Annotated in this window: 23 protein-coding genes; 15 read left to right on the plus strand and 8 right to left on the minus strand. The window is 73.1% G+C overall.

The genetic code is table 11. The features are described 5' to 3' along the window. Positions 1 to 11 precede the first annotated feature (11 nt). From ACFY7C_RS29675 to ACFY7C_RS29695, 5 genes are all read right to left on the minus strand, one after another. Positions 12 to 1,064: a 2-oxoacid:ferredoxin oxidoreductase subunit beta gene (locus tag ACFY7C_RS29675; protein ID WP_389656146.1), complete on the minus strand. Its 1,053-nt coding sequence runs from the start codon at positions 1,062 to 1,064 to the stop codon at positions 12 to 14. Continuing rightward, the gene (locus ACFY7C_RS29680; protein WP_389656148.1) at positions 1,057 to 2,994 is read right to left on the minus strand and encodes a 2-oxoacid:acceptor oxidoreductase subunit alpha; all 1,938 of its coding nucleotides are present in this window, start codon (positions 2,992 to 2,994) and stop codon (positions 1,057 to 1,059) included. The genes ACFY7C_RS29675 and ACFY7C_RS29680 overlap by 8 nt, the downstream gene beginning before the upstream one ends. Positions 2,995 to 3,298: 304 nt before the next feature. Beyond that, a complete protein-coding gene (locus ACFY7C_RS29685) occupies positions 3,299 to 3,958 on the minus strand; it encodes a LuxR C-terminal-related transcriptional regulator (RefSeq protein ID WP_389656931.1) in 660 nt (219 codons plus the stop codon). 331 nt (positions 3,959 to 4,289) lie between these two features. After that, positions 4,290 to 5,594, minus strand: a complete 1,305-nt coding sequence (locus ACFY7C_RS29690) for a sensor histidine kinase (protein ID WP_389656151.1) — start codon at positions 5,592 to 5,594, stop codon at positions 4,290 to 4,292. A 253-nt stretch (positions 5,595 to 5,847) separates the two neighbouring features. Further along, entirely contained in the window at positions 5,848 to 7,026 is a 1,179-nt protein-coding gene (locus ACFY7C_RS29695) for a sensor histidine kinase (RefSeq protein ID WP_389656154.1), read from the minus strand. A gap of 158 nt (positions 7,027 to 7,184) precedes the next feature. On the opposite strand from ACFY7C_RS29695, the gene ACFY7C_RS29700 reads away from it, so the two are divergent. The 14 genes from ACFY7C_RS29700 (at position 7,185) to ACFY7C_RS29765 (ending at position 20,951) form a co-directional block, all read left to right on the plus strand. Next, positions 7,185 to 7,613, plus strand: a complete 429-nt coding sequence (locus ACFY7C_RS29700; RefSeq protein ID WP_389656157.1) for an NADH-quinone oxidoreductase subunit A — start codon at positions 7,185 to 7,187, stop codon at positions 7,611 to 7,613. Continuing rightward, a complete protein-coding gene (locus tag ACFY7C_RS29705; RefSeq protein WP_389656160.1) occupies positions 7,604 to 8,191 on the plus strand; it encodes an NADH-quinone oxidoreductase subunit B in 588 nt (195 codons plus the stop codon). Before ACFY7C_RS29700 ends, ACFY7C_RS29705 begins: the two co-directional genes overlap by 10 nt. Then, complete coding sequence (locus ACFY7C_RS29710; RefSeq protein ID WP_389656163.1) at positions 8,188 to 10,164, plus strand: NADH-quinone oxidoreductase subunit C; 1,977 nt, start codon at positions 8,188 to 8,190, stop codon at positions 10,162 to 10,164. The genes ACFY7C_RS29705 and ACFY7C_RS29710 overlap by 4 nt, the downstream gene beginning before the upstream one ends. Beyond that, positions 10,161 to 11,135: an NADH-quinone oxidoreductase subunit H gene (locus tag ACFY7C_RS29715; RefSeq protein WP_389656166.1), complete on the plus strand. Its 975-nt coding sequence runs from the start codon at positions 10,161 to 10,163 to the stop codon at positions 11,133 to 11,135. Before ACFY7C_RS29710 ends, ACFY7C_RS29715 begins: the two co-directional genes overlap by 4 nt. Then, positions 11,135 to 11,728 carry a NuoI/complex I 23 kDa subunit family protein gene (locus ACFY7C_RS29720; RefSeq protein WP_389656169.1) on the plus strand — a complete coding sequence of 198 codons (594 nt, stop codon included), beginning with the start codon at positions 11,135 to 11,137 and terminating at the stop codon, positions 11,726 to 11,728. The genes ACFY7C_RS29715 and ACFY7C_RS29720 overlap by 1 nt, the downstream gene beginning before the upstream one ends. Further along, a complete protein-coding gene (locus ACFY7C_RS29725) occupies positions 11,725 to 12,279 on the plus strand; it encodes an NADH-quinone oxidoreductase subunit J (RefSeq protein WP_389656172.1) in 555 nt (184 codons plus the stop codon). Before ACFY7C_RS29720 ends, ACFY7C_RS29725 begins: the two co-directional genes overlap by 4 nt. Further along, positions 12,279 to 12,638, plus strand: a complete 360-nt coding sequence (gene nuoK / locus ACFY7C_RS29730) for an NADH-quinone oxidoreductase subunit NuoK (RefSeq protein ID WP_356690820.1) — start codon at positions 12,279 to 12,281, stop codon at positions 12,636 to 12,638. The genes ACFY7C_RS29725 and nuoK overlap by 1 nt, the downstream gene beginning before the upstream one ends. Beyond that, on the plus strand, positions 12,635 to 14,635 hold the full coding sequence (locus ACFY7C_RS29735; protein WP_389656176.1) for an NADH-quinone oxidoreductase subunit L: 2,001 nt from the start codon (positions 12,635 to 12,637) through the stop codon (positions 14,633 to 14,635). Before nuoK ends, ACFY7C_RS29735 begins: the two co-directional genes overlap by 4 nt. A gap of 27 nt (positions 14,636 to 14,662) precedes the next feature. Continuing rightward, a complete protein-coding gene (locus ACFY7C_RS29740; protein ID WP_389656934.1) occupies positions 14,663 to 16,216 on the plus strand; it encodes a NuoM family protein in 1,554 nt (517 codons plus the stop codon). A gap of 116 nt (positions 16,217 to 16,332) precedes the next feature. Next, a complete protein-coding gene (locus ACFY7C_RS29745; RefSeq protein WP_389656937.1) occupies positions 16,333 to 17,850 on the plus strand; it encodes an NADH-quinone oxidoreductase subunit N in 1,518 nt (505 codons plus the stop codon). A gap of 55 nt (positions 17,851 to 17,905) precedes the next feature. Then, positions 17,906 to 18,406: a large conductance mechanosensitive channel protein MscL gene (gene mscL / locus ACFY7C_RS29750; protein ID WP_389656180.1), complete on the plus strand. Its 501-nt coding sequence runs from the start codon at positions 17,906 to 17,908 to the stop codon at positions 18,404 to 18,406. Between the two features lie 166 nt (positions 18,407 to 18,572). Beyond that, complete coding sequence (gene htpX / locus ACFY7C_RS29755; RefSeq protein ID WP_389656183.1) at positions 18,573 to 19,436, plus strand: zinc metalloprotease HtpX; 864 nt, start codon at positions 18,573 to 18,575, stop codon at positions 19,434 to 19,436. Next, positions 19,433 to 19,840, plus strand: coding sequence for a YccF domain-containing protein (locus tag ACFY7C_RS29760; protein WP_389656186.1), 408 nt, complete (start codon positions 19,433 to 19,435; stop codon positions 19,838 to 19,840). Before htpX ends, ACFY7C_RS29760 begins: the two co-directional genes overlap by 4 nt. Before the next feature lie 10 nt (positions 19,841 to 19,850). After that, positions 19,851 to 20,951, plus strand: a complete 1,101-nt coding sequence (locus ACFY7C_RS29765) for a hypothetical protein (RefSeq protein WP_389656189.1) — start codon at positions 19,851 to 19,853, stop codon at positions 20,949 to 20,951. Here the strand turns inward: ACFY7C_RS29765 and ACFY7C_RS29770 are convergent. Next, positions 20,917 to 22,149: an APC family permease gene (locus ACFY7C_RS29770; protein WP_389656192.1), complete on the minus strand. Its 1,233-nt coding sequence runs from the start codon at positions 22,147 to 22,149 to the stop codon at positions 20,917 to 20,919. The genes ACFY7C_RS29765 and ACFY7C_RS29770 overlap by 35 nt on opposite strands. Before the next feature lie 57 nt (positions 22,150 to 22,206). Between ACFY7C_RS29770 and ACFY7C_RS29775 the strand changes: the two genes are divergently transcribed. Continuing rightward, positions 22,207 to 22,476, plus strand: a complete 270-nt coding sequence (locus tag ACFY7C_RS29775) for a GlsB/YeaQ/YmgE family stress response membrane protein (protein ID WP_389656195.1) — start codon at positions 22,207 to 22,209, stop codon at positions 22,474 to 22,476. Positions 22,477 to 22,516: 40 nt separating this feature from the next. Here the strand turns inward: ACFY7C_RS29775 and ACFY7C_RS29780 are convergent, their stop codons facing one another. Both ACFY7C_RS29780 and ACFY7C_RS29785 read right to left on the minus strand, forming a co-directional pair. Then, entirely contained in the window at positions 22,517 to 23,146 is a 630-nt protein-coding gene (locus tag ACFY7C_RS29780; protein WP_389656940.1) for an alpha-ketoglutarate-dependent dioxygenase AlkB family protein, read from the minus strand. Further along, entirely contained in the window at positions 23,143 to 23,664 is a 522-nt protein-coding gene (locus tag ACFY7C_RS29785; RefSeq protein WP_389656198.1) for a methylated-DNA--[protein]-cysteine S-methyltransferase, read from the minus strand. Before ACFY7C_RS29785 ends, ACFY7C_RS29780 begins: the two co-directional genes overlap by 4 nt. Between the last annotated feature and the right edge of the window lie 59 nt (positions 23,665 to 23,723).

Genomic DNA, 23,723 nt, shown 5'->3' on the forward strand with positions numbered 1-23,723 from the left:
CGGGCCCTGGGTCAGCCCACCACCGTCCAGGTGTCCTTCCCCGCCAGCAGCTGCCCCAGGTCCCCCTTGCCCTGCTGCTCCACCGCCTTCTCCAGCTGCTCCGCCATCAGCGTGTCGTACACCGGCCGCTCCACGGACCGGAACACCCCGATGGGCGTCTGGTGCAGCGTGTCGGGGTCGGCGAGGCGGGAGAGGGCGAAGGCGGTGGTGGGGGAGGTGGCGTGGGCGTCGTGGACCAGGATCCGGTCCTCGTTCTCCGCCGTCACGGCGACGACCTTCAGGTCGCCGGTGGCCGGGTCGCGGACGACGCCCTTGTCGAGCCCGGCGCCGAAGCGGATCGGCTGCCCGTGCTCCAGGCGGATGACGGCCTCCTTGGCCTGCTCGTTGTCCTTGAGGACCTCGAAGGCGCCGTCGTTGAAGATGTTGCAGTTCTGGTAGATCTCCACCAGGGCGGTGCCGTTGTGGTCGGCGGCCTGGCGCAGCACCTCGGTGAGGTGCTTGCGGTCGGAGTCCACGGTCCGGGCCACGAAGGACGCCTCCGCGCCGAGGGCCAGGGACACCGGGTTGAAGGGCGCGTCGAGCGAGCCCATCGGGGTCGACTTGGTGATCTTGCCGAGTTCGGACGTGGGGCTGTACTGGCCCTTGGTGAGGCCGTAGATCCGGTTGTTGAACAGCAGGATCTTCAGGTTGACGTTGCGGCGCAGCGCGTGGATGAGGTGGTTGCCGCCGATGGACAGCGCGTCGCCGTCACCGGTGACGACCCACACCGACAGGTCGCGGCGGGAGGTCGCGAGTCCGGTGGCGATGGCGGGCGCGCGGCCGTGGATGGAGTGCATCCCGTAGGTGTTCATGTAGTACGGGAAGCGGGAGGAGCAGCCGATGCCGGAGACGAAGACGATGTTCTCCTTCGCCAGTCCGAGCTCGGGCAGGAAGCCCTGGACGGCGGCGAGGACGGCGTAGTCGCCGCAGCCGGGGCACCAGCGGACCTCCTGGTCGGACTTGAAGTCCTTCATCGACTGGGCGGCCTCTGCCTTGGGCACCAGGTGCAGGAGCGACTCACTCATCGATGGCCTCCTTGAGAGCGGCCGCGAGCTGCTCGGCCTTGAACGGCATGCCGTTGACCTGGTTGTGGCTGCGGGCGTCCACGAGGTACTTCGCCCGGACGAGGGTGGCGAGCTGGCCCAGGTTCATCTCGGGCACGATCACCTTGTCGTAGCGCCTCAGCACGTCGCCGAGGTTCTTCGGGAAGGGGTTGAGGTGGCGCAGGTGGGCCTGTGCGATGGGCGCTCCCTCGCGGCGGAGCCGGCGTACGGCCGCCGTGATGGGCCCGTAGGTGGAGCCCCAGCCGAGGACCAGGGTCTTCGCGCCGTCCGGGTCGTCGACCTCGACGTCGGGCACCTCGATGCCGTCGATCTTGGCCTGCCGGGTGCGGACCATGAAGTCGTGGTTGGCCGGGTCGTAGCTGATGTTGCCGCTGCCGTCCTGCTTCTCGATGCCGCCGATGCGGTGTTCGAGGCCGGGGGTGCCGGGCAGTGCCCAGGGCCGGGCGAGGGTCTCCGGGTCGCGCTTGTACGGCCAGAAGACCTCGGTGCCGTCGGCGAGGGTGTGGTTCGGGCCGATGGCGAACGGCGTGGTGAGGTCCGGTAGTTCGTCGACCTCCGGGATCCGCCAGGGTTCGGATCCGTTGGCGAGGTAGCCGTCGGAGAGCAGCAGGACCGGCGTGCGGTAGGTGAGGGCGATCCTGGCCGCGTCGAGCGCCGCGTCGAAGCAGTCGGCGGGCGTGCGCGGGGCCACGACGGGCACCGGGGCCTCGCCGTTGCGTCCGTACATGGCCTGGAGGAGGTCGGCCTGCTCGGTCTTGGTGGGCAGGCCGGTGGACGGGCCGCCGCGCTGGATGTCGACGATGAGCAGCGGCAGTTCGAGCGAGACGGCGAGACCGATGGTCTCCGACTTGAGCGCGACGCCGGGGCCGCTGGTGGTGGTGACGGCGAGCGAGCCGCCGAAGGCGGCGCCGAGCGCGGCGCCGATGCCGGCGATCTCGTCCTCCGCCTGGAAGGTGCGCACGCCGAAGTTCTTGTGCTTGCTCAGCTCGTGCAGGATGTCCGAGGCCGGGGTGATCGGGTACGAGCCGAGGTAGAGCGGCAGGTCCGCCTGGCGGGCGGCGGCGACCAGGCCGTAGGAGAGGGCCAGGTTCCCGGAGATGTTGCGGTACGTGCCGGTGGGGAAGGCCCGGGTCGCCGGGGCCACCTCGTAGGAGACCGCGAAGTCCTCGGTGGTCTCGCCGAAGTTCCAGCCCGCCCGGAACGCGGCCACGTTCGCCTCGGCGATCTCGGGCTTCTTCGCGAACTTCTGGCGCAGGAAGGTCTCGGTGGCCTCGGTGGGCCGGTGGTACATCCAGGAGAGCAGTCCGAGCGCGAACATGTTCTTGGAGCGCTCGGCCTCCTTGCGGGAGAGCCCGAAGTCCTTCAGGGCCTCGACCGTCAGGGTGGTCAGCGGCACCGGGTGGACCTGGTACCCGTCCAGCGAGCCGTCCTCCAGGGGCGAGGTCTCGTAGCCGACCTTCGCCATGGCGCGCTTGGCGAACTCGTCGGTGTTGACGATGATCTCGCCGCCGCGCGGCACGTCCCCGATGTTGGCCTTCAGCGCGGCCGGGTTCATCGCGACCAGGACGTTCGGCGCGTCGCCCGGGGTCAGGATGTCGTGGTCGGCGAAGTGCAGCTGGAACGAGGACACGCCCGGCAGGGTGCCCGCGGGCGCCCGGATCTCGGCCGGGAAGTTCGGCAGCGTGGAGAGGTCGTTCCCGAAGGACGCCGTCTCCGAGGTGAAGCGGTCACCCGTGAGCTGCATGCCGTCACCGGAGTCGCCCGCGAAGCGGATGATCACGCGGTCGAGCCGGCGGACTTCCTTCGCGGAGCCGTGATCCGCCGTCGCCGGGGCTGTGCGCTGCTCCCCGACCAGGGCCTCACCGGCCTCGCTGCTGACCTGGCTGGTCACTGAACTGGACCTCCCTCGCGGAAAGGGTTCTCTCCGTCGAGACGTCACCCGCGGAGAAGGCTCGGGAGACGACCGGTGGACCGGCCGTCCCGTGGCCCACCCTACGTCCGTCAGGTGGCCCCTCCCGGGACTTCTCGCATCGTGGACCTCGTTTTGAGACGCCCGACACGCCCTTTTGTCGTCAATTGTCGCTCTCCGTGAGCCCCCGAGTCCACCGGAGGATCGCGCTCCGCTCATTCTTGGACACGGAGCGGGATCGCGCGCTCATTCCACCCCGCCCCGTGTCTGACAGGGTGTCAGCCCATCAGGAGTTCAGATAGGTCAACACCGCGAGTACCCGGCGGTGATCCCCGTCACTCGGCGACAGCCCCAGCTTCAGGAAGATGTTGCCGATGTGCTTCTCCACGGCCCCGTCGCTCACCACCAGCTGCCTGGCGATGGCCGAATTCGTACGCCCCTCCGCCATCAGCCCCAGGACCTCCCGCTCCCGCGGGGTCAGCGCCGCCAGCACGTCCTGCTTCCGGCTCCGGCCCAGCAGCTGCGCCACCACCTCCGGATCCAGCGCCGTACCGCCCCGGGCCACCCGCACCACCGCGTCCACGAACTCCCGGACCTCGGCGACCCGGTCCTTCAGGAGATAGCCCACGCCGGTGCTGGACCCGGCGAGCAGCTCCGTCGCGTACTGCTCCTCCACGTACTGCGACAGCACGAGCACCCCGAGCCCCGGATGCTCCTTCCGCAGCCGCACCGCCGCCCGGACCCCCTCGTCCGTGTGCGTCGGCGGCATCCGCACGTCGGCCACGACCACGTCCGGCAGCGCTCCCTCGTCCGCGAGCTCGGACACGGTCTTCACCAGCGCCTCGCCGTCCCCGACCCCGGCGACCACCTCGTGCCCCAGATCGGTGAGCAGCCTGGTCAGCCCCTCGCGCAGCAGCACCGAGTCCTCGGCGATGACCACCCGCACGCCCCCGTCCGGCCCCAAGTCCGTCACGGCCCCTGCCTTTCTTGATCGAGCTGAGTGATCCCCAGCATCGCAGCAGAAGGGACGCGGTGGGCCCTGAACTGGTTCAACGGAGAGAGGGGTGGGGTTACGGGGGAGGGGGCGGCGTCACGGGCGGGGGAGTCGGCGTCACGGGGAGGGGCGGCGGCCCTGCGGCCCGGACGGGGGAGCCGGGGGCTCAGGACCGCCCGGGCGGGGGAGCCGGGGGCTCAGGGCCGCCCGGGTGGGGAGCCGGGGGCTCAGGGCCGCCCGGGTGGGGAGCCGGGGGCTCAGGACCGCCCGGGCGGCGGGGCGCTCAGGACCGCCAGGGCAGTTCCGCCGTCACCGTCGTCGGGCCGCCCGCCGGCGAGTCGACCGCCAGGACGCCGTCGACCGCGTCGAGCCGTTCCGCCAGCCCCGCGAGGCCGCGGCCCGCCACCGGATCCGCGCCGCCCACCCCGTCGTCCCGCACCTGGAGCATCAGCCGGCCTTCGGTCCGCCACACGTCCACCCACGCCCGCCGGGCCCGCGCGTGCTTGGAGACGTTCTGGAGCAGCTCCGACACGGTGAAGTAGGCGATGCCCTCGATCGCCGCGGCCGGCCGGCCCGGCAGGTCCACCTCCACCGACACCGGGACGGTGCAGCGGGCGGAGACCGCGGAGAGGGCGGCGTCGAGGCCGCGGTCGGTGAGGACGGCCGGGTGGATGCCGCGGGCCAGGTCCCGCAGCTCCTGGAGGGCGAGCTTCACCTCGCCGTGCGCCTCGTCGACCATCGCCGCCGCGGCCAGCGGGTCCTGCGCCAGCTTCTCCTTCGCCAGCCCCAGATCCATCGCCAGGGACACCAGCCGGGCCTGGGCGCCGTCGTGCAGGTCCCGCTCGATGCGCCGCAGGTCGGCCGCGGCGGTGTCCACGACCACGCCCCGGTCCGACTCCAGCTCCGTGACCCGGGTGGCCAGCCGGGACGGGCCGAGCAGCCCCGACACCATCAGCCGGTCGACCGCCACCAGGCCCCGCGTGACCCACGGCCAGGCGAGCACGAAGACCAGACCCACGAGCGACGTGACGGCGATCTCGAAGGGCGAGTCGAGGTAGAGGGCGCGCGTCTCGTCCCCGTACACCTGGAGCCCGTCCTGACCCGCGTACAGGGGGAACACCCACTGCCACAGCGGATACGTGAACAGGCTCCAGCCCCACGCCCACAGCGCCAGCGTCACGGAGAAGGTGAAGACCGCCCAGGGGAAGTGCAGGACCGCGTACAGCAGGTGCCGCCAGGACGCCCCGCTCCTCAGCGTCGCGCCCATCCACGACAGGGGCCCGCCGGTCCGCCCCCGGGCCGGCTCCGGCGCCCGTACGTCCAGTCCGAGCAGCCCGCGCGCCCGCGCCCGCTCCACCGCGCCGAAGCCCCGGCACACGGTGAGCGCGGCGGCCAGGACCGGGATGCCGAGGAAGGTCACGAGCAGCCCGGCACCGGCCGAGACGAGGGTGACGGCGAGGCAGAAGGACAGGACGCTCAGCGGCAGCCCGGTCAGGACGTAGCCGAACTCTCGCCAGGAGCGCCCTTCGAAGGGCGCGCGGACGGCGGCGGGGGGACGGAGGGAGGCCATCGGGAGTCCGTTTCTCATCCGGGGTCGGTCGTCCTCCACCCTCCCGGGGCGGAGGGGGCCGGGACCATGAGGAAGGTGGGCGTCTGCGACGGGGGGTTTTCCCTACCGGCGCTCCGGCGGGCGGGCGTTCGGGGCGGGCGTTCGGGGCGGGCGCAGGCCCACCGGCGCGTTCCCCCGGGGCGCGGGCTTCCGACTGCCTGCCCCGCGGGGGACGGGCTCCGCCCGCGAGCTGCCCGTGGACTGCCACCGGTGGACTGCTACCGGTGGACTGCTACCGGCGCGCCCCGGCGGCCGGCGGCGTGCGGTCCCGCCAGGGCAGCTCCGCCGTGACGACCGTCGGCCCGCCCGCGGGCGAGTCCACGACGAAGACGCCGTCGACCGCGCCCAGCCGCTCCGCGAGCCCCGCCATCCCCGTACCGCCGCCGTCGAGCCGCGCCCCGCCCACGCCGTCGTCGCGGACCTGGAGCATCAGCCGGTCCTTGGCCCGCCACACCTCCACCGAGGCGGAACGGGCCCGGGCGTGCTTGGAGACGTTCTGGAGCAGCTCCGACACGGTGAAGTAGGCGATGCCCTCGATCGCCTCCGCGGGCCGCTCGGCCAGGTCGACCGAGACCTTCACGGGCACGGTGCAGCGGGCGGAGACCGCGGAGAGGGCGGCGTCGAGGCCGCGGTCGGTGAGGACGGCCGGGTGGATGCCGCGGGCGAGGTCGCGCAGTTCCTGGAGGGCGAGCTTCACCTCGCCGTGCGCCTCGTCGACCATCGCCGCGGCCGCCTCCGGGTCGTCGAGCAGCTTCTCCTTCGCCAGACCGAGCCCCATCGCGAGGGCGACCAGCCGGGCCTGGGCCCCGTCGTGCAGGTCGCGCTCGATGCGCCGCAGGTCGGCGGCGGCGGTGTCGACGACCACGCCCCGGTCCGACTCCAGCTCCGCGATCCGCCGCTCCAGCTCGTCCGAGGGCGAGAGCAGCCCGCGGACCATGGCCCGGTCGACGTTGGCGAGCCCCCGCACCACGAACGGCAGCACCGGCCACAGCACGAGCAGCGACACCAGCGTCACCGTGAAGGTCACCACGCCCCACGGCAGACGGATGAACCCGTAGAGCTGGCTGCGCCACCCCACCGGGTCCTTCAGCTGCGACCACAGCCAGGAGAAGAAGCCGTCCCCGCGCGGCAGCCGGCTCGGGTTGTCCACGTGGACGCCCAGCAGCCCGCGCGCCCGCGCCCGCTCCGCCCGCGCCATGCCGCGCGCGCCGGAGAGGCCGAGCGCCAGCAGCGGCAGACCGATCACCGTGACCGCCAGGCCCACGCCCAGGGCCACGGTCACCACGGAGTAGAGGAAACCGGCGAGTGCGCACGGGAGGTCGGCGAGGAGGTGGGCGACCTCCTTCCAGGTGTGCCGGCCGTAGGCGAGTCGTGCGGGCGGCGGCGGGGTGTCGGTGCGCTGGTCGCTCATGACCGCAAGACTGCCGGTAGCGGGGGCGGACACGCCATGGGGAAGGTGGCCGGGAGCGGAGGGGGGATAACCCCACCGCGACTGCTTACGCTCCCTTTAGCAGGGCCTAGACTCGCGTCCGTAGAAGAAGAATGAGACACCGAGACCGAGGGGCGGACGTGCGGGAACCGACCGTTGTCGCGGCGGACCACGCGACGGGTTACGCGGCGGACCACGCGGCGGACTACTTCCAGACGTACTCCGTCGTCGGACTGCTCGCCGTCCTCGGCGTGCTGTTCGTCGCGGTCGCCTTCGGCGCCGGGCGCCTGCTGCGCCCCGTCGTGCCGACCCACGAGAAGCTCCTCACCTACGAGTGCGGCGTCGACCCGGTGGGGGAGGGCTGGGCGCACACCCAGGTCCGCTACTACGTCTACGCCTTCCTCTACGTGATCTTCGCCGTCGACTCGATCTTCCTCTTCCCCTGGGCGACGGTCTTCGCCGCGCCCGGGTACGGGGCGACGACGCTCGTCGAGATGTTCGTCTTCCTCGGCTTCCTGGCCGTGGGACTGCTCTACGCGTACAAGAAGGGCGTCCTGACATGGACGTGACCCCGCTCCCCGCCCCGCTCCCGGCTCCCAAGCTCGGCCCGCTCGCGCGGCTGGCCCCCGAGCCGATGAAGGTGGTCCTGAACTGGGGCCGCCGCTACAGCCTGTGGGTATTCAACTTCGGCCTCGCCTGCTGCGCGATCGAGTTCATCGCCGCGTCGATGGCCCGCCACGACTTCATCCGGCTCGGCGTGATCCCCTTCGCGCCGGGCCCGCGCCAGGCCGACCTGATGATCGTGTCCGGCACGGTGACGGACAAGATGGCGCCGGCGGTGAAGCGGCTGTACGAGCAGATGCCCGAGCCGAAGTACGTCATCTCCTTCGGCGCCTGCTCGAACTGCGGCGGCCCGTACTGGGACTCGTACTCGGTCACCAAGGGCGTCGACCAGATCATCCCCGTCGACGTGTACGTGCCGGGCTGCCCGCCGCGGCCCGAGGCGCTGCTCCAGGGCATCCTCAAGCTCCAGGAGAAGATCGCGCGGGAGAGCCTCGGCGAGCGTTACGGGGCGGGGGCGCCGTCGGTGTCCCAGCTGACCAGCGGCCTGGTGGAGCCCCCGAAGCCGGGAGGTGGGGACCGGTGAACCTCTACGACACCCTCCCGGACGCGGTCCAGGAGGTCTTCGGCGAGGAGGCGACGGCGGAGCGGGCGTACGACCTGCTCACGGTCGACGTCCCGACCGGCTCGTGGATCGCGGCGCTGGAGATCGCGCGGGACAAGCTGGGCTGCACGTACTTCGACTGGCTGAGCGCGGTCGACGAGCCGGGCACGGGCTTCCGCGTGTGCGCGCACGTGGCGGCGCTGGAGTCGGGGCGGGTCCGCCGCCTCCTCCTGCGCACGACGGTCCCGCACGGCTCGCCCTCCCTGCCGTCCGCCGTGTCCGTCTACGCCGGGGCGGCGTGGCACGAGCGCGAGACGTACGAGATGTTCGGCGTGACCTTCACGGACCACCCGCACCTGGTCCACCTCCTCCTCCCGGAGAACTTCGAGGGCCACCCGCTGCGCAAGGACTTCGTCCTCGCCGCCCGCGTGGCCAAGGCCTGGCCGGGCGCGAAGGAACCGGGCGAGTCCCACGACCCCAACGCCCCCAAGCGCCGCCAGATGCTCCCCCCGGGCGTCCCGGACCCCAACGAATGGGGCCCCCTCAAGGGCCAGCTCCCCCCCGCCCCCACCCGCCCCACCCGCGCCGCGGCCACCGACCGCCCGGCCCGTGCCACCGCCACCGACCGCCCGGCCCGCCGCACCCGCAGCGCCTCCGAGGGCTCGGCGACCCAGGCCCCTGGCACGCCCGTGGCCGGCACGGAGGACCAGTCGGCCACCCCTGCCGGCCCGCGCCGCGCCCGCAGCGCGAGCGCCGGCTCGGCGAGCCAGCGTGCGGAGGTGCCTGCGGCGCCTGAGACCACCCCTGACGCGGAGGCGCCCGTGGCGCCTGGCACGCCGGTGGCTGGTGCGGACGCACCGGCACCTGAGGCGCCCGCCGGTGCTGTGCCTGCCGGCCCGCGCCGCGCCCGCAGCGCGAGCGCGGGTTCCGCGAGCCAGCGTGCGGAGGTGCCTGCGGCGCCTGATACGCCGGTGGCTGGTGCGGACGCACCGGCACCTGAGGCGCCCGCCGGTGCTGTGCCTGCCGGCCCGCGCCGCGCCCGCAGCGCGGGCACGGGTTCCGCGAGCCAGCGTGCGGAGGCGCCTGAGGCCGGTGCGGACGCGCCTGCCCCCGCGCACCAGTCCACCGGGGCGATCCTCGGCGCGACCGAGGATTCGGCGACCCCGTCCGCCGAGGCGACCCCTGGCGCGGCCCCTTCCGGCCCCCGCCGTGCCCGCAGCGCGAGCGCGGGTTCCGCGAGTCAGCGTGCGGAGGCGTCTGCGCCTTCGGCGGACCAGTCGGTCGAGGCGTCGCCCGGCGCGGCCGAGGGTTCGGCGGCTGAGTCCGGCGACGTGGAGGCATCTGCGCCTTCGGGGGACCAGTCCGCTGAGGCGGCCCCCGGCGCGGCCCCTTCCGGCCCGCGCCGGAACCGCAGCGCGAGTGCCGGCTCGGCGAGCCAGCGGGCCGGGGCGCCACAGCGACCGGCGCCCGCGCCTCGTACGCGCAGCTCTGACGCCCCGTGGCATCACGCCCGACCCGCGTTCGACGAGGAGCCCGAGGCCTCGGGGGCTGTCCTCGAGACCCCGGCCGCCCCGGGCAAGGCCACGACGCCCCGTACCCCTGGCGCAGAGACCCCCAGCACCAGCTCCGAGGCCGGGGCCGCCCCGGCCGAACAGGGGCCGGGCGCGGGCCCGGATGTCGAGGTCTCCGCCGCGTCGGAGGCGAATTCGGCCGCCGACGCCGGCGCAAGCGAAGCGACCCCGGCCGGAGGCCCGAAGGGCCCGCCCGTGCAAGACGGAGTCAACGCCCCGACCGCCTCAGGCGACACCGACGCCAGGCCCGCCCCGGCCGACGGCGTCGACGCGCCGCCCGCCCCGCCCGCAGGCCCGGAAGCCGACGGTGCGGACGCCCCGCCCGCCCCGGGCGACGCCGACACCCCGCCCACCACTCACCCCGCCGGAGGCGATCCCGCGTGAACGACGTACTCGACGTCGCCCTCCGGCTGATCGTCGTCTTCGCCGTGTTCCTCGTGCTGCCGCTCGTCGTCGGGCAGACCGAGCACAAGGTCATGGCCCACATGCAGGGCCGGCTCGGGCCCATGTACGCCGGTGGGTTCCACGGGTGGGCGCAGCTCGTCGCCGACGGGGTGAAGTTCGCGCAGAAGGAGGACGTCGTCCCGGCCAACGCCGACCGGCGGATCTTCCAGCTCGCGCCGGCCGTGGCCCTGCTCCCGTACCTCCTCGTGCTCGTCGCGATCCCCATCGGCCCCAGCGAGGGCGCCGTCGGGCAGGTCGTCGACGCCGGCATCTTCTTCGTCCTGGCCGTGATGGGCGTCGGGGTGCTCGGGAGCCTCATGGCCGGCTGGGCGTCGGCCAACAAGTTCTCGCTGCTCGGAGCCCTCCGTACCGCCGCGCAGCTGCTCGCGTACGAGCTGCCGATGCTGCTCGCCGCCGCGTCCGTCGCGATGGCGGCCGGCACCGTGTCCCTCCCCGGCATCCTGAACGCCTTCGAGTGGTGGTGGCTGCCCTGGCAGATCGTCGGCGCGCTCGTGTTCTTCACCGCCGGCCTCGCCGAGCTCCAGCGCCCGCCGTTCGACATGCCCGTCGCCGACTCGGAGATCATCTTCGGCGCGTACACCGAGTACACCGGTCTCCGCTTCGCGCTGTTCCTGCTCGCCGAGTACGCCGGCATCGTCGTCCTGTGCGGCCTCACCACCGTCCTCTTCCTCGGCGGCTGGCACGGCCCCTTCGGCGCCGACAGCCTCGGCTGGGGCCTGTTCTGGACCCTGCTCAAGACGGCCGTCCTGGCCTTCGTCGTGATCTGGCTCCGGGTCTCCTACCCCCGGCTCCGCGAGGACCAGCTCCAGAAGCTGGCCTGGACGACCCTCGTCCCGCTCGCCCTCGCGCAGATCGCGCTCACCGGCATCGTGAAGGTGGCGATCCAGTAATGCCCATTCCCGGCTCCGGCCTCGCCAAGGGCCTCGCCGTCACCCTCCGCACGATGACGCGCAAATCCGTCACCGCGCAGTACCCGGACACCCAGCCCGAGCTGCCGCCCCGCACCCGCGGGGTCATCGGGCTGTTCGAGGAGAACTGCACGGTGTGCATGCTGTGCGCCCGCGAGTGCCCCGACTGGTGCATCTACATCGACTCCCACAAGGAGACGGTCCCGCCGGCCGCCCCCGGCGGCCGCGAGCGCAGCCGCAACGTCCTCGACCGCTTCGCGATCGACTTCTCGCTCTGCATGTACTGCGGCATCTGCATCGAGGTGTGCCCCTTCGACGCGCTGTTCTGGTCGCCCGAGTTCGAGTACGCGGAGACCGACATCCACGAACTGACCCACGAGCGCGACAAGCTCCGCGAGTGGATGTGGACGGTGCCGGAGCCGCCCGCGCTCGACCCGCGCGCCGAGGAGCCGAAGGAGATCGCCGCGGCCCGCAAGGCGGCGGAGAAGGCCGCCGCGGCCGCGGCCGCAGCCGCCGCGCAGGCCGAGGCCGCCCAGGCGGAAGCACAGGCCCAGCAGCAGGAGGGCCCGCAGTGACCCCCGTGACCCTGGCAGCACAGCACGGCTTCCTCTCGCCCACCGGCGTCGAGATCGCCTTCCTCCTCGTCGGCCTCGTCACCCTCGGCGCGGCCCTCGTCACCGTCACCACCAAGCAGCTCGTCCACGCCGCCCTGTGGCTGGTCGTGGCCCTCGGCGGCCTCGCCGTCGAGTACCTGCTGCTGACCGCCGAGTTCATCGCCTGGGTGCAGGTGCTGATCTACGTCGGTTCCGTCGTCGTCCTCCTCCTCTTCGGTCTCATGCTCACCAAGGCCCCCATCGGCCGCTCCCCGGACTCCGACTCGGGCAACCGGCCGGTCGCCCTCGCCGTGGCGCTGGCCGCCGCGGCCGCCCTGGTGTGGGTGGTCGTGGACGCGTTCCGCACCACCTGGATCGACCTCGACGGGCCCGCCCAGGGCTCCACCAGGGTGTCCGGCGAGATCCTCTTCCGGCACTGGGTGCTGCCCTTCGAGGCGCTGTCGGTGCTGCTGCTCGCCGCTCTCGTCGGCGCGATCGTCCTGTCCCGGAAGAAGAACGGAGAGGAAGGCTGATGCACCTCGCCTACCCGGCCGTCCTCGCCGCGCTGCTCTTCTCCGTCGGCCTGTACGGCGTCCTCGCCCGCCGCAACGCGATCCTGGTCCTGATGTCCGTCGAGCTCATGCTCAACGCCGTCAACCTCAACCTGGTCGCCTTCGACGTCTGGCTCCGCGACACCCTGCACGCGGGCCAGGCCCTCACCCTCTTCACCATCGCCATCGCCGCCGCGGAGATCGGCATCGGTCTCGCGATCGTCCTCATGGTCCACCGCAACCGCGGCACCGCCGACGTCGACCGCCTCCGCGACACGGCGGAGCCCCGCGGCACCGAGGAAACGCCGTCCGCAGACGAGAAGGCCGAGGCCACCGCGTGACCACCACGACCCTCGCCGTCCTCGTCCCCCTCCTTCCCTTCCTCGGCTCCGCCGCCGGCCTGCTCCTCGGCCGCACCGCCCCCGGCTTCGTGCGCCCGCTCGCCGTGCTCCCGACGCTCGCCGCGGCGGTCCTCGCCGTGCTCGTCGCGATCCGGCAGGGCGGGGAGAAGGCCATCGACGCCGCCACCCAGCTGACCCCCACCGGCTCGGTCCCCATCGACCTGGCCCTGCACATCGACGGCTTCGCCGCCGTCGTCGCCGTCCTGGTCGGGGTGGTCGCCACCTGCGTGCAGGTCTACTCGACCGGCTATCTCCGCCACGACCCGCGCTACCCCTCGTACGCCGCGCTGGTCTCCCTCTTCACCTCCGCGATGCTGCTCGTCGCCTACTCCGGCGACCTGATGGTGCTCCTGGTCGGCTGGGAGATCATGGGCATCTGCTCGTACTTCCTCGTCGGGCACTACTGGGAGACCCCCGAGGCCCGCTCGGCCTCCCTGAAGGCCTTCCTCGTCACCAAGCTCGGCGACGTCCCCTTCCTGATCGGACTGTTCGCGCTCGCTGCCGACGCGGGCACCTTCCGCATCACCGGCGTGCTCGGCGCGGTCGCGAGCGGTGGCCTCGACCACCCCACCCTGATCGCGCTGCTGCTCCTCGCGGGCGTGGCGGGCAAGTCCGCCCAGTTCCCGCTGCACACCTGGCTCCCCGACGCCATGGCCGGCCCCACCCCCGTCTCCGCGCTGATCCACGCGGCGACGATGGTCGCCGCCGGCGTCTACTTCGTGGCCAGGCTGCTGCCGGTCTTCGCCGCCTCCGGCGCCGCGCTGACCGTGCTCGCCGTGATGGCCGCCGTCACCATGGTCGGCTCGGCGCTCGCCGCGCTCGCCCAGGACGACATCAAGCGGGTCCTCGCCTACTCGACGATCGGCCAGCTCGGTTACATGGCGGGCGCCCTCGCCGTCGGCGACCGCGGCGCCGCCGTCTTCCACCTCCTGTCGCACGGCGCCTTCAAGGCGCTGCTGTTCCTCGCCGCCGGCGCCGTCATCCACGCCGCCGGCACCAACTCGCTGACGGCCATGTCCCGGATGAGCGGACTGACCAAGCGCGTCCCGGACGCCTACTGGACGATGACCGTCGGCCTGCTCGCGCTCGCCGCGATCCCGCCCTTCGCCGGCTTCTTCTCCAAGGAAGCCGTCCTCGTCGCCGCCGAGCACACCGCCGTCGGCGACCGGACCGTCGCCCCCGCCGGAGCCGGCTGGATCGTCCTCGTCGCCGGGCTCCTCACGGCGCTGCTCACCGCCGCGTACGCGTCACGGCTGTGGCTGCTCGCCTTCCGGGGCCGCGGCGCCGAAGCCCCGGACCACGGACGGCAGCCCGTCACCATGACGACCGTCCTGTGGGTGCTCGCCGTCCCCTCCCTCGGCTTCGGGCTGACCGCCGGCCATCTCGACGACTGGTTCGACGGCCACCCCCTCACCCCGACCGTCACCACGGCCGTCCTCGGCACCGGTCTCGCCGTCGTCGGCGCCGCCGTCACCTACGCGGCCTGGCAGCGCACCCGTGCCCTCGCGGCCCGCACCCCGCTCGGCGCCGTGGCCGCCCACTCCGAGGGCGACGCCGGTCTCGTCGAGGCCGAGGCCATCGCGAGCCACGCCCCCGCCTACGGCGACGTCGCCTCCGCCCCCGACCCGGCCGACCCCGGCCGCGCCCTGCTGGGCCCGCTGCACCGCCCCGCGGCCGCCGGCTTCCACCTGGACGCGGTCTACCGGACGCTGTTCGTCCGCCCCGTCCTCGCCGCCGCCTCCCTGGTCCGCTTCCTGGACCGCGAGGTCGTCGACACCTACGTACGCGGCGCGGGCGACAGCGCCAGGGGTCTCGGATGGCTCGTCCGCCGCGCCCAGACCGGCAACGTGCAGACCTACCTCAGCGCCCTGCTCGCCGGCTCCGTCGTCCTGGCGATCGTCGCCGTCGTCCTCGCCAACGTCGCCGCCGGAGCGTGAGCCGTGATCGATATCAGCGAATCCGTGATGCAGTTCCTTCTCGCGTTGATCGTCGGCGGCCCGCTCGTCGGCGCCGTCGCCGCCCTCCTGCCCGCCCCGCCCGGGCTGAAGGGATCGTCACCCGACCAGGCCGTGCTCCGCCACGGCGTGGTCGTCACCGGTGTGATCCTGCTGGCCGCGATCGTCCTCGCGCTCGGCTTCGACCACGACCACCCCTCGACGATGCAGGCCACGACCGACATCAGCTGGATCAGGGCACTCGACGTGCGCATCCACCTCGGTGTCGACGGCATCTCCCTCCCCCTCCTGCTCCTGACCGCGCTGCTGACCTTCCTCTGCGCGCTGTACAGCTACTTCAAGCGGCCGTCGGGCCCCTCCCCGAAGGCTTTCGTCGCCCTGCTCCTCGTCCTCGAGTCCGGCACCCTGGCGACCTTCGCCGTCCTCGACCTCGTCCTGTTCTTCCTGGCCTTCGAGATGGTCCTCATCCCGATGTACTTCCTCATCGCCCGCTGGGGCGGCGAGGGCAGGCAGGCCGCCGCCTGGAAGTTCGTCCTCTACACGCTGCTCGGCTCCGTCGTCATGCTGCTCGGTCTCCTCCTCGTCGGCGTGAAGGCGGGCACGTTCGACATGGTGGCACTCGCCACTGACAACGGCCGCGGCCTGACCGCGTCCGTGCAGGTCATCGCCGTTCTCGCGATCGGCATCGGGCTCGCCGTGAAGACCCCGATGTGGCCCCTGCACAGCTGGCTGCCGGACGCCCACACCGCCGCCCCGACCGTCGGCTCGGTCCTCCTCGCCGGCGTGCTGCTGAAGATGGGCACGTACGGGTTCGTGCGGATCGTGCTGCCGATCGCCCCCGACGGGATGCGGACCTTCGCCCCGTACCTCGCCGCCTTCGCCGTCGCCGGGATCATCTACGGATCGCTCGCCTGCCTCGCCCTCACACGGCGCGGCAACAAGGGCGACCTCAAGCGCCTGATCGCGTACTCCTCCGTCGGCCACATGGGCTTCGTCCTGCTCGGCATCGCGACCATGACCCCCACCGGGGTCAACGGCGCCCTCTTCGCCAACATCGCCCACGGCCTGATCACCGGCCTGCTCTTCTTCCTCGTCGGCGCGATCAAGGACCGCTACGGCACCGCCGACCTCGACACCCTCGCCGGGGCCACCGGCGCCGCCCTCTACGGCCGCGCCCCCCGCCTCGGCGCCCTGCTCGCCTTCGCCGCGGTCGCCTCGCTCGGCCTGCCCGGCCTGGCCGGCTTCTGGGGCGAGATGCTGGCGCTGTTCGGCGCCTTCGACCCGGCCGAGGGCCTCAGCCGCCCCGCCTTCCTCACCTTCACGGCGATCGGCGCTTTCGGCACCCTCCTCACGGCCGCCTACCTCCTCGTCGTCGTCCGCCGCGTCTGCATGGGCGGCCCCCGCCCGGCCGACGAGGCCGCCATCGCCGACGTCCAGGGCTACGAGCTCGCCGCCTGGTCCCCGCTCGTCGCCCTCACCGTCCTCGCCGGACTCTGGCCCGCGGTCCTCCTCGGCCTCACCGACCCGGCCGTCCAGCAGCTCCTCGCCGGAGGCACCCAGTGAGCCCAGTGACCGCCGTCGCCGCCGACCCGGCCCAGCACGTCGACCCGGCCCAGCACACCGACCTTGCCCGGTCCGCCGACCTTGCCCGGTCCGCCGACCTCGCCGGGTCCGTCGACCTGGCCCGGTCCGCCGATCTCGCCCGGTCCGCGGACCTCGTCCAGTCCGTCGACTGGCTCGCGATCGCGCCGCCCACCCTCGCCGCGGTGGTCGCCCTCGCCGTCCTCGTCGCCGACCTCTTCGTCCCGGCCGGACGCAAGCAGCTCCTCGGCTGGGCCTCGATCGCCGGCCTGGCCGCCTCGCTCGCCCTGCTCGTCCCGCTGCGCGCCGGCGACCGCTCGACCTTCTGCCTGACCGCCGACACCCAGCTCCGGGCCTGCAGCTACACCGCCGACCACTTCACCCTGGTCATCCAGTTCCTGGTGCTCGGCGGCGCCCTCCTCACCGCCCTGCTGTCGCTCGCCGACACCCGCGAGAAGCTGCCGGCCGGCGAGTTCTGGTTCCTGCTGCTGTCCTCCGCGGCCGGCGCCGCCCTGCTGCCCGCCTCCCGCGACCTGGCGACCCTCGTCGTCGCACTCGAAGTGGCCTCGCTGCCCGCGTTCGCGCTGGTCGGCCTCAAGCGCGGCGACCGCATGTCCGGCGAGTCCGCGCTGAAGTTCTTCCTCTCATCCGTGACCGCCACCGCCGTCACCCTGCTCGGCGTCAGCTTCGTCTACGCGGCCACCGGAACCCTCCACCTCACCGAGGTCGCCCAGCGCCTCGGCGACGTGCCGGACCAGCTGCAGACCCTCGCCCAGGCGGGTGTGGCGCTCACCCTCGTCGGCTTCGCCTTCAAGACGGCGGCCGTCCCCTTCCACTTCTGGGTGCCCGACACCTATGTCGGCGCCCCGCTGCCCGTCGCCGCCTACCTGTCCGTGGTCGGCAAGGCCGTCGGCTTCACCGGCCTCATCCTGGTCACCGTCGTCGCCTTCCCCGGCTACGCCGACGTGTGGGGTCCGGCGCTCGCCGTCCTCGCCGCGCTCACCATGACCCTCGGCAACGTGGCCGCCCTCCGCCAGGTCTCCACGCGCGCGTGGAGCGCGGTCCGGCTGCTCGCCTGGTCCTCCGTCGCCCAGGCCGGCTACCTCCTGGTGCCGATCGCCGCCGCCGCGTACTCCAGCGACGACCAGATCGGCGCGACCGTCGCGTACGCCCTGATGTACGCGGTGGTGAACCTCGGCGCCTTCGCGGTCGTCGCGCTGGTCGCACGCGCGAACCCGGAGAACCGGATCTCCGATTACCGGGGCCTGTACGCGGGGAGCCCGGCCGCCGCCCTGGCCATGGGTTTCTTCCTGCTGAACCTGGCCGGCCTGCCTCCGGGTATCATCGGCCTCTTCGCAAAGGTGACCGTCTTCTCGGCGGCCGTCGACGCGGGCCTCGGCTGGCTCGCCGTGATCATGGGCGTCAACGTCGTGATCGCCCTCTACTACTACCTGCGGTGGACGGCGCTGCTCTTCCGCGCGCCGGAGGGGGTGACCGTGCCGCAGCGGGCCACGGCGCCGGTCACCCTCGCGATCGCCCTCGCCGCCGTCGCGGGTGTCGTGCTGTCGGGCTATCCGCAGTTCGCCCTCCGCTTCGCGGCGAACAGCCTCTTCTGATCCACCGACCCCCACACTCACGACACTCACGAGAAACACCAAGGAGCGGGACCCCGTGCTGAGCGGCTTCAAGGACTTCATACTTCGCGGGAACGTCGTCTCCATGGCCATCGGCCTGGCCGTCGGATCGGCGTTCACGGCGGTCGTCACCGGCTTCAGCAAGGCCTTCATCACCCCGCTCATCGGTCTCGCCACCGGATCGGTCGGCGACTTCAGCGAGGCGCACTTCACGGTCGGCAGGACCGTCTTCCCCTACGGTCTGGCGATCGCGGCCGCCATCGCGTTCGTCATCACCGCCGCCGTCCTCTACTTCCTGATCGTGGTCCCCATGGCGAAGCTCCAGGAGCGGTTCGCCCGGGAGGAGGCGGCCGACCCGAAGTCGGAGAAGCGCGACTGCCCCCGCTGCTTCACCGAGATCCCGGCCATCGCCTCCCGCTGCGGCCACTGCACCAGCGAGGTCGAGCCGGTCCCCGCCGCACTGGAGAAGGCCGGCCTGGAGAAGGTCGACCCGGCGAAGGCCGCCCTGGACCTGGCCCCCATGCCCGCCCAGCGCTGATCACCCGTACCGGCACCGCTCACCCGTACCGGCACCGCTCACCCGTACGGCCCGCAGCACCCCCCGGCGCGGCCGGGGAACCCGTACCTCCCGCGTGGCGTTGACCAGTGAGGGAGGGTCCACTGGACAGAAGGGTTCCCCTGCCGCACCACTTGGAGGGCGTACCGTGCACCGCCGGCACAACGGCCTGAGGACCGCCGTACTCCTCGGAGGGCTCTCCGCCCTCATCATCGTCATCGGCAGCTTCTTCGGACGTACGGGTCTGATCGTCGCGCTCCTCGTGGCGCTCGGCACCAACGCGTACGCGTACTGGAACAGCGACAAGCTGGCGCTGCGCGCCATGCGGGCCCGGCCCGTGAGCGAGTTCGAGGCCCCGGCCCTGTACCGGATGGTCCGCGAGCTCTCCACCCAGGCCCGCCAGCCCATGCCACGGCTCTACATCTCGCCCACCCAGGCGCCCAACGCCTTTGCGACCGGACGCAACCCGCGCAACGCGGCCGTCTGCTGCACCGAGGGCATCCTCGCGCTCCTCGACGAGCGCGAGCTGCGCGGGGTCATCGGCCACGAGCTGAGCCACGTCTACAACCGGGACATCCTGATCTCCTCGGTCGCCGGAGCCCTCGCCTCCGTGATCATGTTCCTGGTGAACTTCGCCTGGCTGATCCCGGTCGGCCGCTCCAGCGACGACGACGGCCCCGGCCTCCTCGGCTTCCTGCTCATCCTGATTCTGGGGCCGGTCGCCGCATCGATCATCCAGCTGGCCATCTCCCGCTCCCGTGAGTACGAGGCGGACGCCTCCGGCGCCCAGCTCACCGGCGACCCGCTCGCCCTCGCCAGCGCCCTGCGCAAGCTGGAGGCGGGCACCAGGCAGCTGCCGCTGCCCCCGGAGCCGAAGATCGAGACCGCGAGCCACATGATGATCGCGAACCCCTTCCGTCCCGGACAGGGGCTCTCCAAGATGTTCTCCACCCACCCGCCGATGGCCGAACGCATCGCCCGGCTCGAGCAGATGGCAGGTCACCGCCCGTGAAGACGATCCTCAACGTCATATGGCTGATCCTCTGCGGATTCTGGATGTTCCTCGGCTATCTGGCCGCCGGCGTCCTGCTCTGCATCACGATCATCGGCATCCCCTTCGGGCTCGCCGCCTTCCGCATCGGCCTCTACGCCCTGTGGCCCTTCGGGCACACGGTCGTCGACCGCCGTGACGCGGGTGCGCCGTCCTGCGTCGGCAACGTGCTGTGGCTGATCCTCGCCGGCTGGTGGCTGGCGCTCGGCCACATCACCACCGGCATCGTGCTGTGCGTCACGATCATCGGCATCCCGCTCGGCGTCGCGAACTTCAAGATGATCCCGGTCTCGCTGCTGCCGCTGGGCAAGGAGATCGTCCCCACGGACGAGGCGTACGGCGCGTACGGCTACCAGCCGCGCTAGGCCGAGGCCCGTGGACACTCCCCGGTACGCGCTGCTCTCCGGCGCGTACGTGACGGCCCTCTGCCAGGACGTCGACGGCCTGTACGGGGAGCCCGCCCCGCAGCCCCGCGTCGTCCACGAGCTGCGCGGCTGCGAGCCGCGCGGGACGCTCGCCCGGGCCGTCACCGAGGCCGTGGTTGAGGGCACCGCCCCGCTGGGCACCCTGCGCGTCCGCACCCCCGACGGCCACACCTGGTCCTTCACCGCGGTACGGGTCCTGGGCGCCCGCGGCGACGTCGTGACCGTCGAGTCGGACGGCGGCCCACGCCGCTGGTACGCGGCGGCCGCCGACGCCTCCGCCGCCGACGACACGGCCTCGGACGACGCCGTCTCCTGCGGCAACCTGGTCCGCGTCCCGCCGCCCGAGCCCGAGGAAAACGCCCACAACGCCCACAACGCCCACACCGAGGTCACCTTCCTCGGCTGCTCCCCGCGCGGGGCGCTGCGCGACGCGCTCGCCGCCGGCGGGGAGGGGTTCGACGCGGTCCGCTACCAGGTCCTCGACCGGGTGGGTAACGCGCTCCACGAGGCCGAGGCGGGCCGGGTCACCTCCTGGGACGCCTCCGCCCGCCATCGCGGCCTGCTCGACCTCACCGTGGCCTTTCCCCGGACGGGCCTGATACCGCCGCCGCGCCGCGAGATATGGGACCTCTTCTCCGGCCACGGCGGACAGGGCGGCCACGGCGGACAGGGCGGACGCGGCTGGCACGACGGGCCCGCCGAGCCCGGCACCTGGCGCCGCTTCACCGGCGGGGACCGCGCCGAGTGGCTGCGTCAGGCCGCCCGGCGCCGGTCCCGGGCTCCGCAGGTCGTCCCCGGAGCCACGTACCACCTCGACGGCCGTGGTCTCGTCGACGAGGACGCGTACGCGTGCGCGCTGGGCGAGGCCGTGCTCGGCCCGGGCCACCGTCTGGTCGACCAGGATCTGTCCGGCACCACCCTCGTCTGGCACCACGCCGACATCGCCCGCGCCTGTCTGGGCGTCCTGCCGCTGGCGGACCGCCGCCCGCCCACGTTCCAGGAGCTCGTCGACGGCCTCAGGGGCGAGGGTGTGCGGGTCGTCCTCGACTGACCGCGTACGCGACCACGCCGACCGCCAGGACCCCCACCCCGGCGAGCACGGCGGTCGGCGGCAGCGCGAACGCCAGCGCCCCGCAGCCCACCAGGCCCAGCGCGGCCAGCGGCCGCTCACGGCGGCCCAGCGTCCAGGCGGAGGCGTTGGCGACCCCGTAGTAGACCAGCACGCAGAACGACGAGAAGCCGATCGCGCCCCGCACGTCCGCCGTCGCCGCCACCAGGGCCACGACGGCGCCCACCGCGAGCTCCGCGTGGTGCGGCACCCGGAAACGCGGGTGCACGGCCGCGAGGGTGGCCGGCAGATGGCCGTCCCTGGCCATGGCGAGGGTCGTCCTCGACACCCCGAGGATCAGCGAGAGCAGCGAGCCCAGCGCGGCGACCGCCGCCCCCACGGTGACCACCGGCACCAGCCAGTCCGCGTCCGCCGCCCGCGCCGCGTCCGCGAGCGGGGCGCCGGAGGCGGCGAGACCCTCCGCACCGAGGACGGCGAGCACGCACACGGCGACGGCCGCGTAGACGGCGAGCGCGATGCCGAGGGCGATCGGCACGGCCCGCGGGATGGTCCGCTCCGGATCGCGCACCTCCTCGCCGAGGGTCGCGAGCCGCGCGTACCCGGCGAACGCGAAGAACAGCAGGCCCGCGGCCTGGAGCACCCCGCCGGCCGCGACGTCCCCGTCGAGCCCGAGCCGCCCGGCCCGCCCCGCCCCGGCGCTCGCCGTGACGACGGCGGCCAGGACGGCGAGCACGACGGCCACGATCACCCGCGTCAGGAGCGCCGATTTCTGCACGCCCCGGTAGTTCACGGCCGTCAGCGCGACGACGGCGGCGACCGCCACCGCGTGCGCGTGTTCCGGCCACACGTACGCCCCGACGGTCAGCGCCATCGCCGCGCAGGACGCCGTCTTGCCGACGACGAAGGCCCAGCCCGCCAGATAGCCCCAGAACGGGCCCAGGCGCTCCCGCCCGTACACATAGGTGCCGCCGGAGGCCGGATAGCGGGCGGCGAGCCGTGCGGACGCCATGGCGTTGCAATACGCGACCACGGCGGCGACCCCGAGCGCCGGGAGCAGTCCCGCGCCCGCCGCGCCGGCGGCCGGTCCGAGCGCCACGAAGATCCCGGCGCCGACCATCGCGCCGAGCCCGACGACGACGGCGTCGAAGACGCCGAGCGTACGGCGCAGTTCTGGTGTCATGACCCGCACACTAGGGGGTGCGGCAACCGGCCGGGACCGGCGGGCGTCCTCCAAGGCATGAGCATCATCAGCTGGATAGTTCTCGGCCTGCTCGCCGGTGTCATCGCGAAGGTCCTGCTGCCGGGCCGTGACCCGGGTGGCGTGATCGGTACGACGATCATCGGCATCGTCGGCGCGTTCCTCGGCGGCTGGCTGTCGGCCCGCTTCCTGGACCGTCCGATCACCACGGACTTCTACGACGGGGCCACCTGGCTGTCGGCGATCGGCGGCTCTCTGGTGCTGCTGATCGCGTACCGCATCTTTTTCGGCCATTCCAGGGAGCGTTGAAGCCGGTGCGACGGGTTCGCCGGTTCGCCGTTTCTCCCGCTCAGAGACCGGTCTCGCGCAGGGTGATGTTCAGCCGCCCGGCGAGGCCGAGAGCGGGATCGGCGGTGCCCGCGTACACCTTCGGCACCCCGTGGTACGCGAAGCGGGACGGCCCGCCGAAGACGAAGAGGTCCCCGGACGCCAACTCCACGTCGGTGTAGGGCCGCCCGCGGTCCTCGGTGTTCCCGAGCCGGAAGACACAGGTGTCGCCCAGGCTCAGCGACACCACGGGAGCACCGGACCGCTCCTCCTTGTCCTGGTGCATGCCCATCCGGGCGCCGTCCGCGTAGAAGTTGACGAGCGCGGTGTCGGGCGCGAAACCGTCGTGCGAGCCGTACGCCTCGACCAGCGCCGCACGCCCCAGGGCGACCAGCCAGTCGGGCAGTTCGAGGAGGTTCCGGTCGGGCCCGAGGTAGCGGTACGGCTCCCAGCGCCGGCCGAGGCAGAGCGAACGCACCGACATCACCCCGCCGCCGGGCAGCTCGGTCCGCCGGTACGCGACCGGGCCGCGCCCGAAATCCCGGCAGGCCGCCACCAGTTCCCGCTGGCGGTCGAACGGCAGCCAGCCCGGCACGTGCACCGCCCCGGGCGCCGGCTCGGCCCGCTCGCGCGGGAAGAGGCCCTCCATCAGCGGCCGGGGGCCACCAGGGCGCCTTCGAGCCCGAGCAGCCGCTCCTTGCGCTCCAGGCCGGCCGCGTAGCCGCGCAGCGACCCGTCGGCCCCGATCACCCGGTGGCAGGGCCGCACCACGAGCAGCGGGTTCCGCCCGATCGCGGTGCCCACGGCCCGCACCCCGGCGCCCGTGGCACCGACCTGCCGGGCGATCTCCCCGTACGAGACGGTCGTCCCGTACGGGATCTCCTCCAGGGCCCGCCAGACGCGCCGCTGGAACTCCGTCCCGCTCTGCGCACAGGGGAGGTCGAAGTGGTCCCGGCGCCCGGCGAAGTACTCGGCGAGCTGCCCGGCGACCTCCTCGAACGCCTCCGGGGCGTGCGTCCAGCCGTCCTCGACGACGACGCCGCCCTTCTGCCCCTCCAGCGACAGCGACCGCAGCACGACCCGGCCGCCGTCGGCCGGGTGCCCCACCAGGAGCATCGGGCCGAGGGGGCCGTCGACGTGGGTGTGGAGAGTGCTCATCGTCGTCGTCATGAGTCCAGTGTGCGAGCCCGCCGCGGGTGTCGGCTGGCGGTTTTCGGACGCGACCCTCG

Source organism: Streptomyces sp. NPDC012769 (assembly GCF_042901205.1).
Taxonomy (GTDB): domain Bacteria; phylum Actinomycetota; class Actinomycetes; order Streptomycetales; family Streptomycetaceae; genus Streptomyces.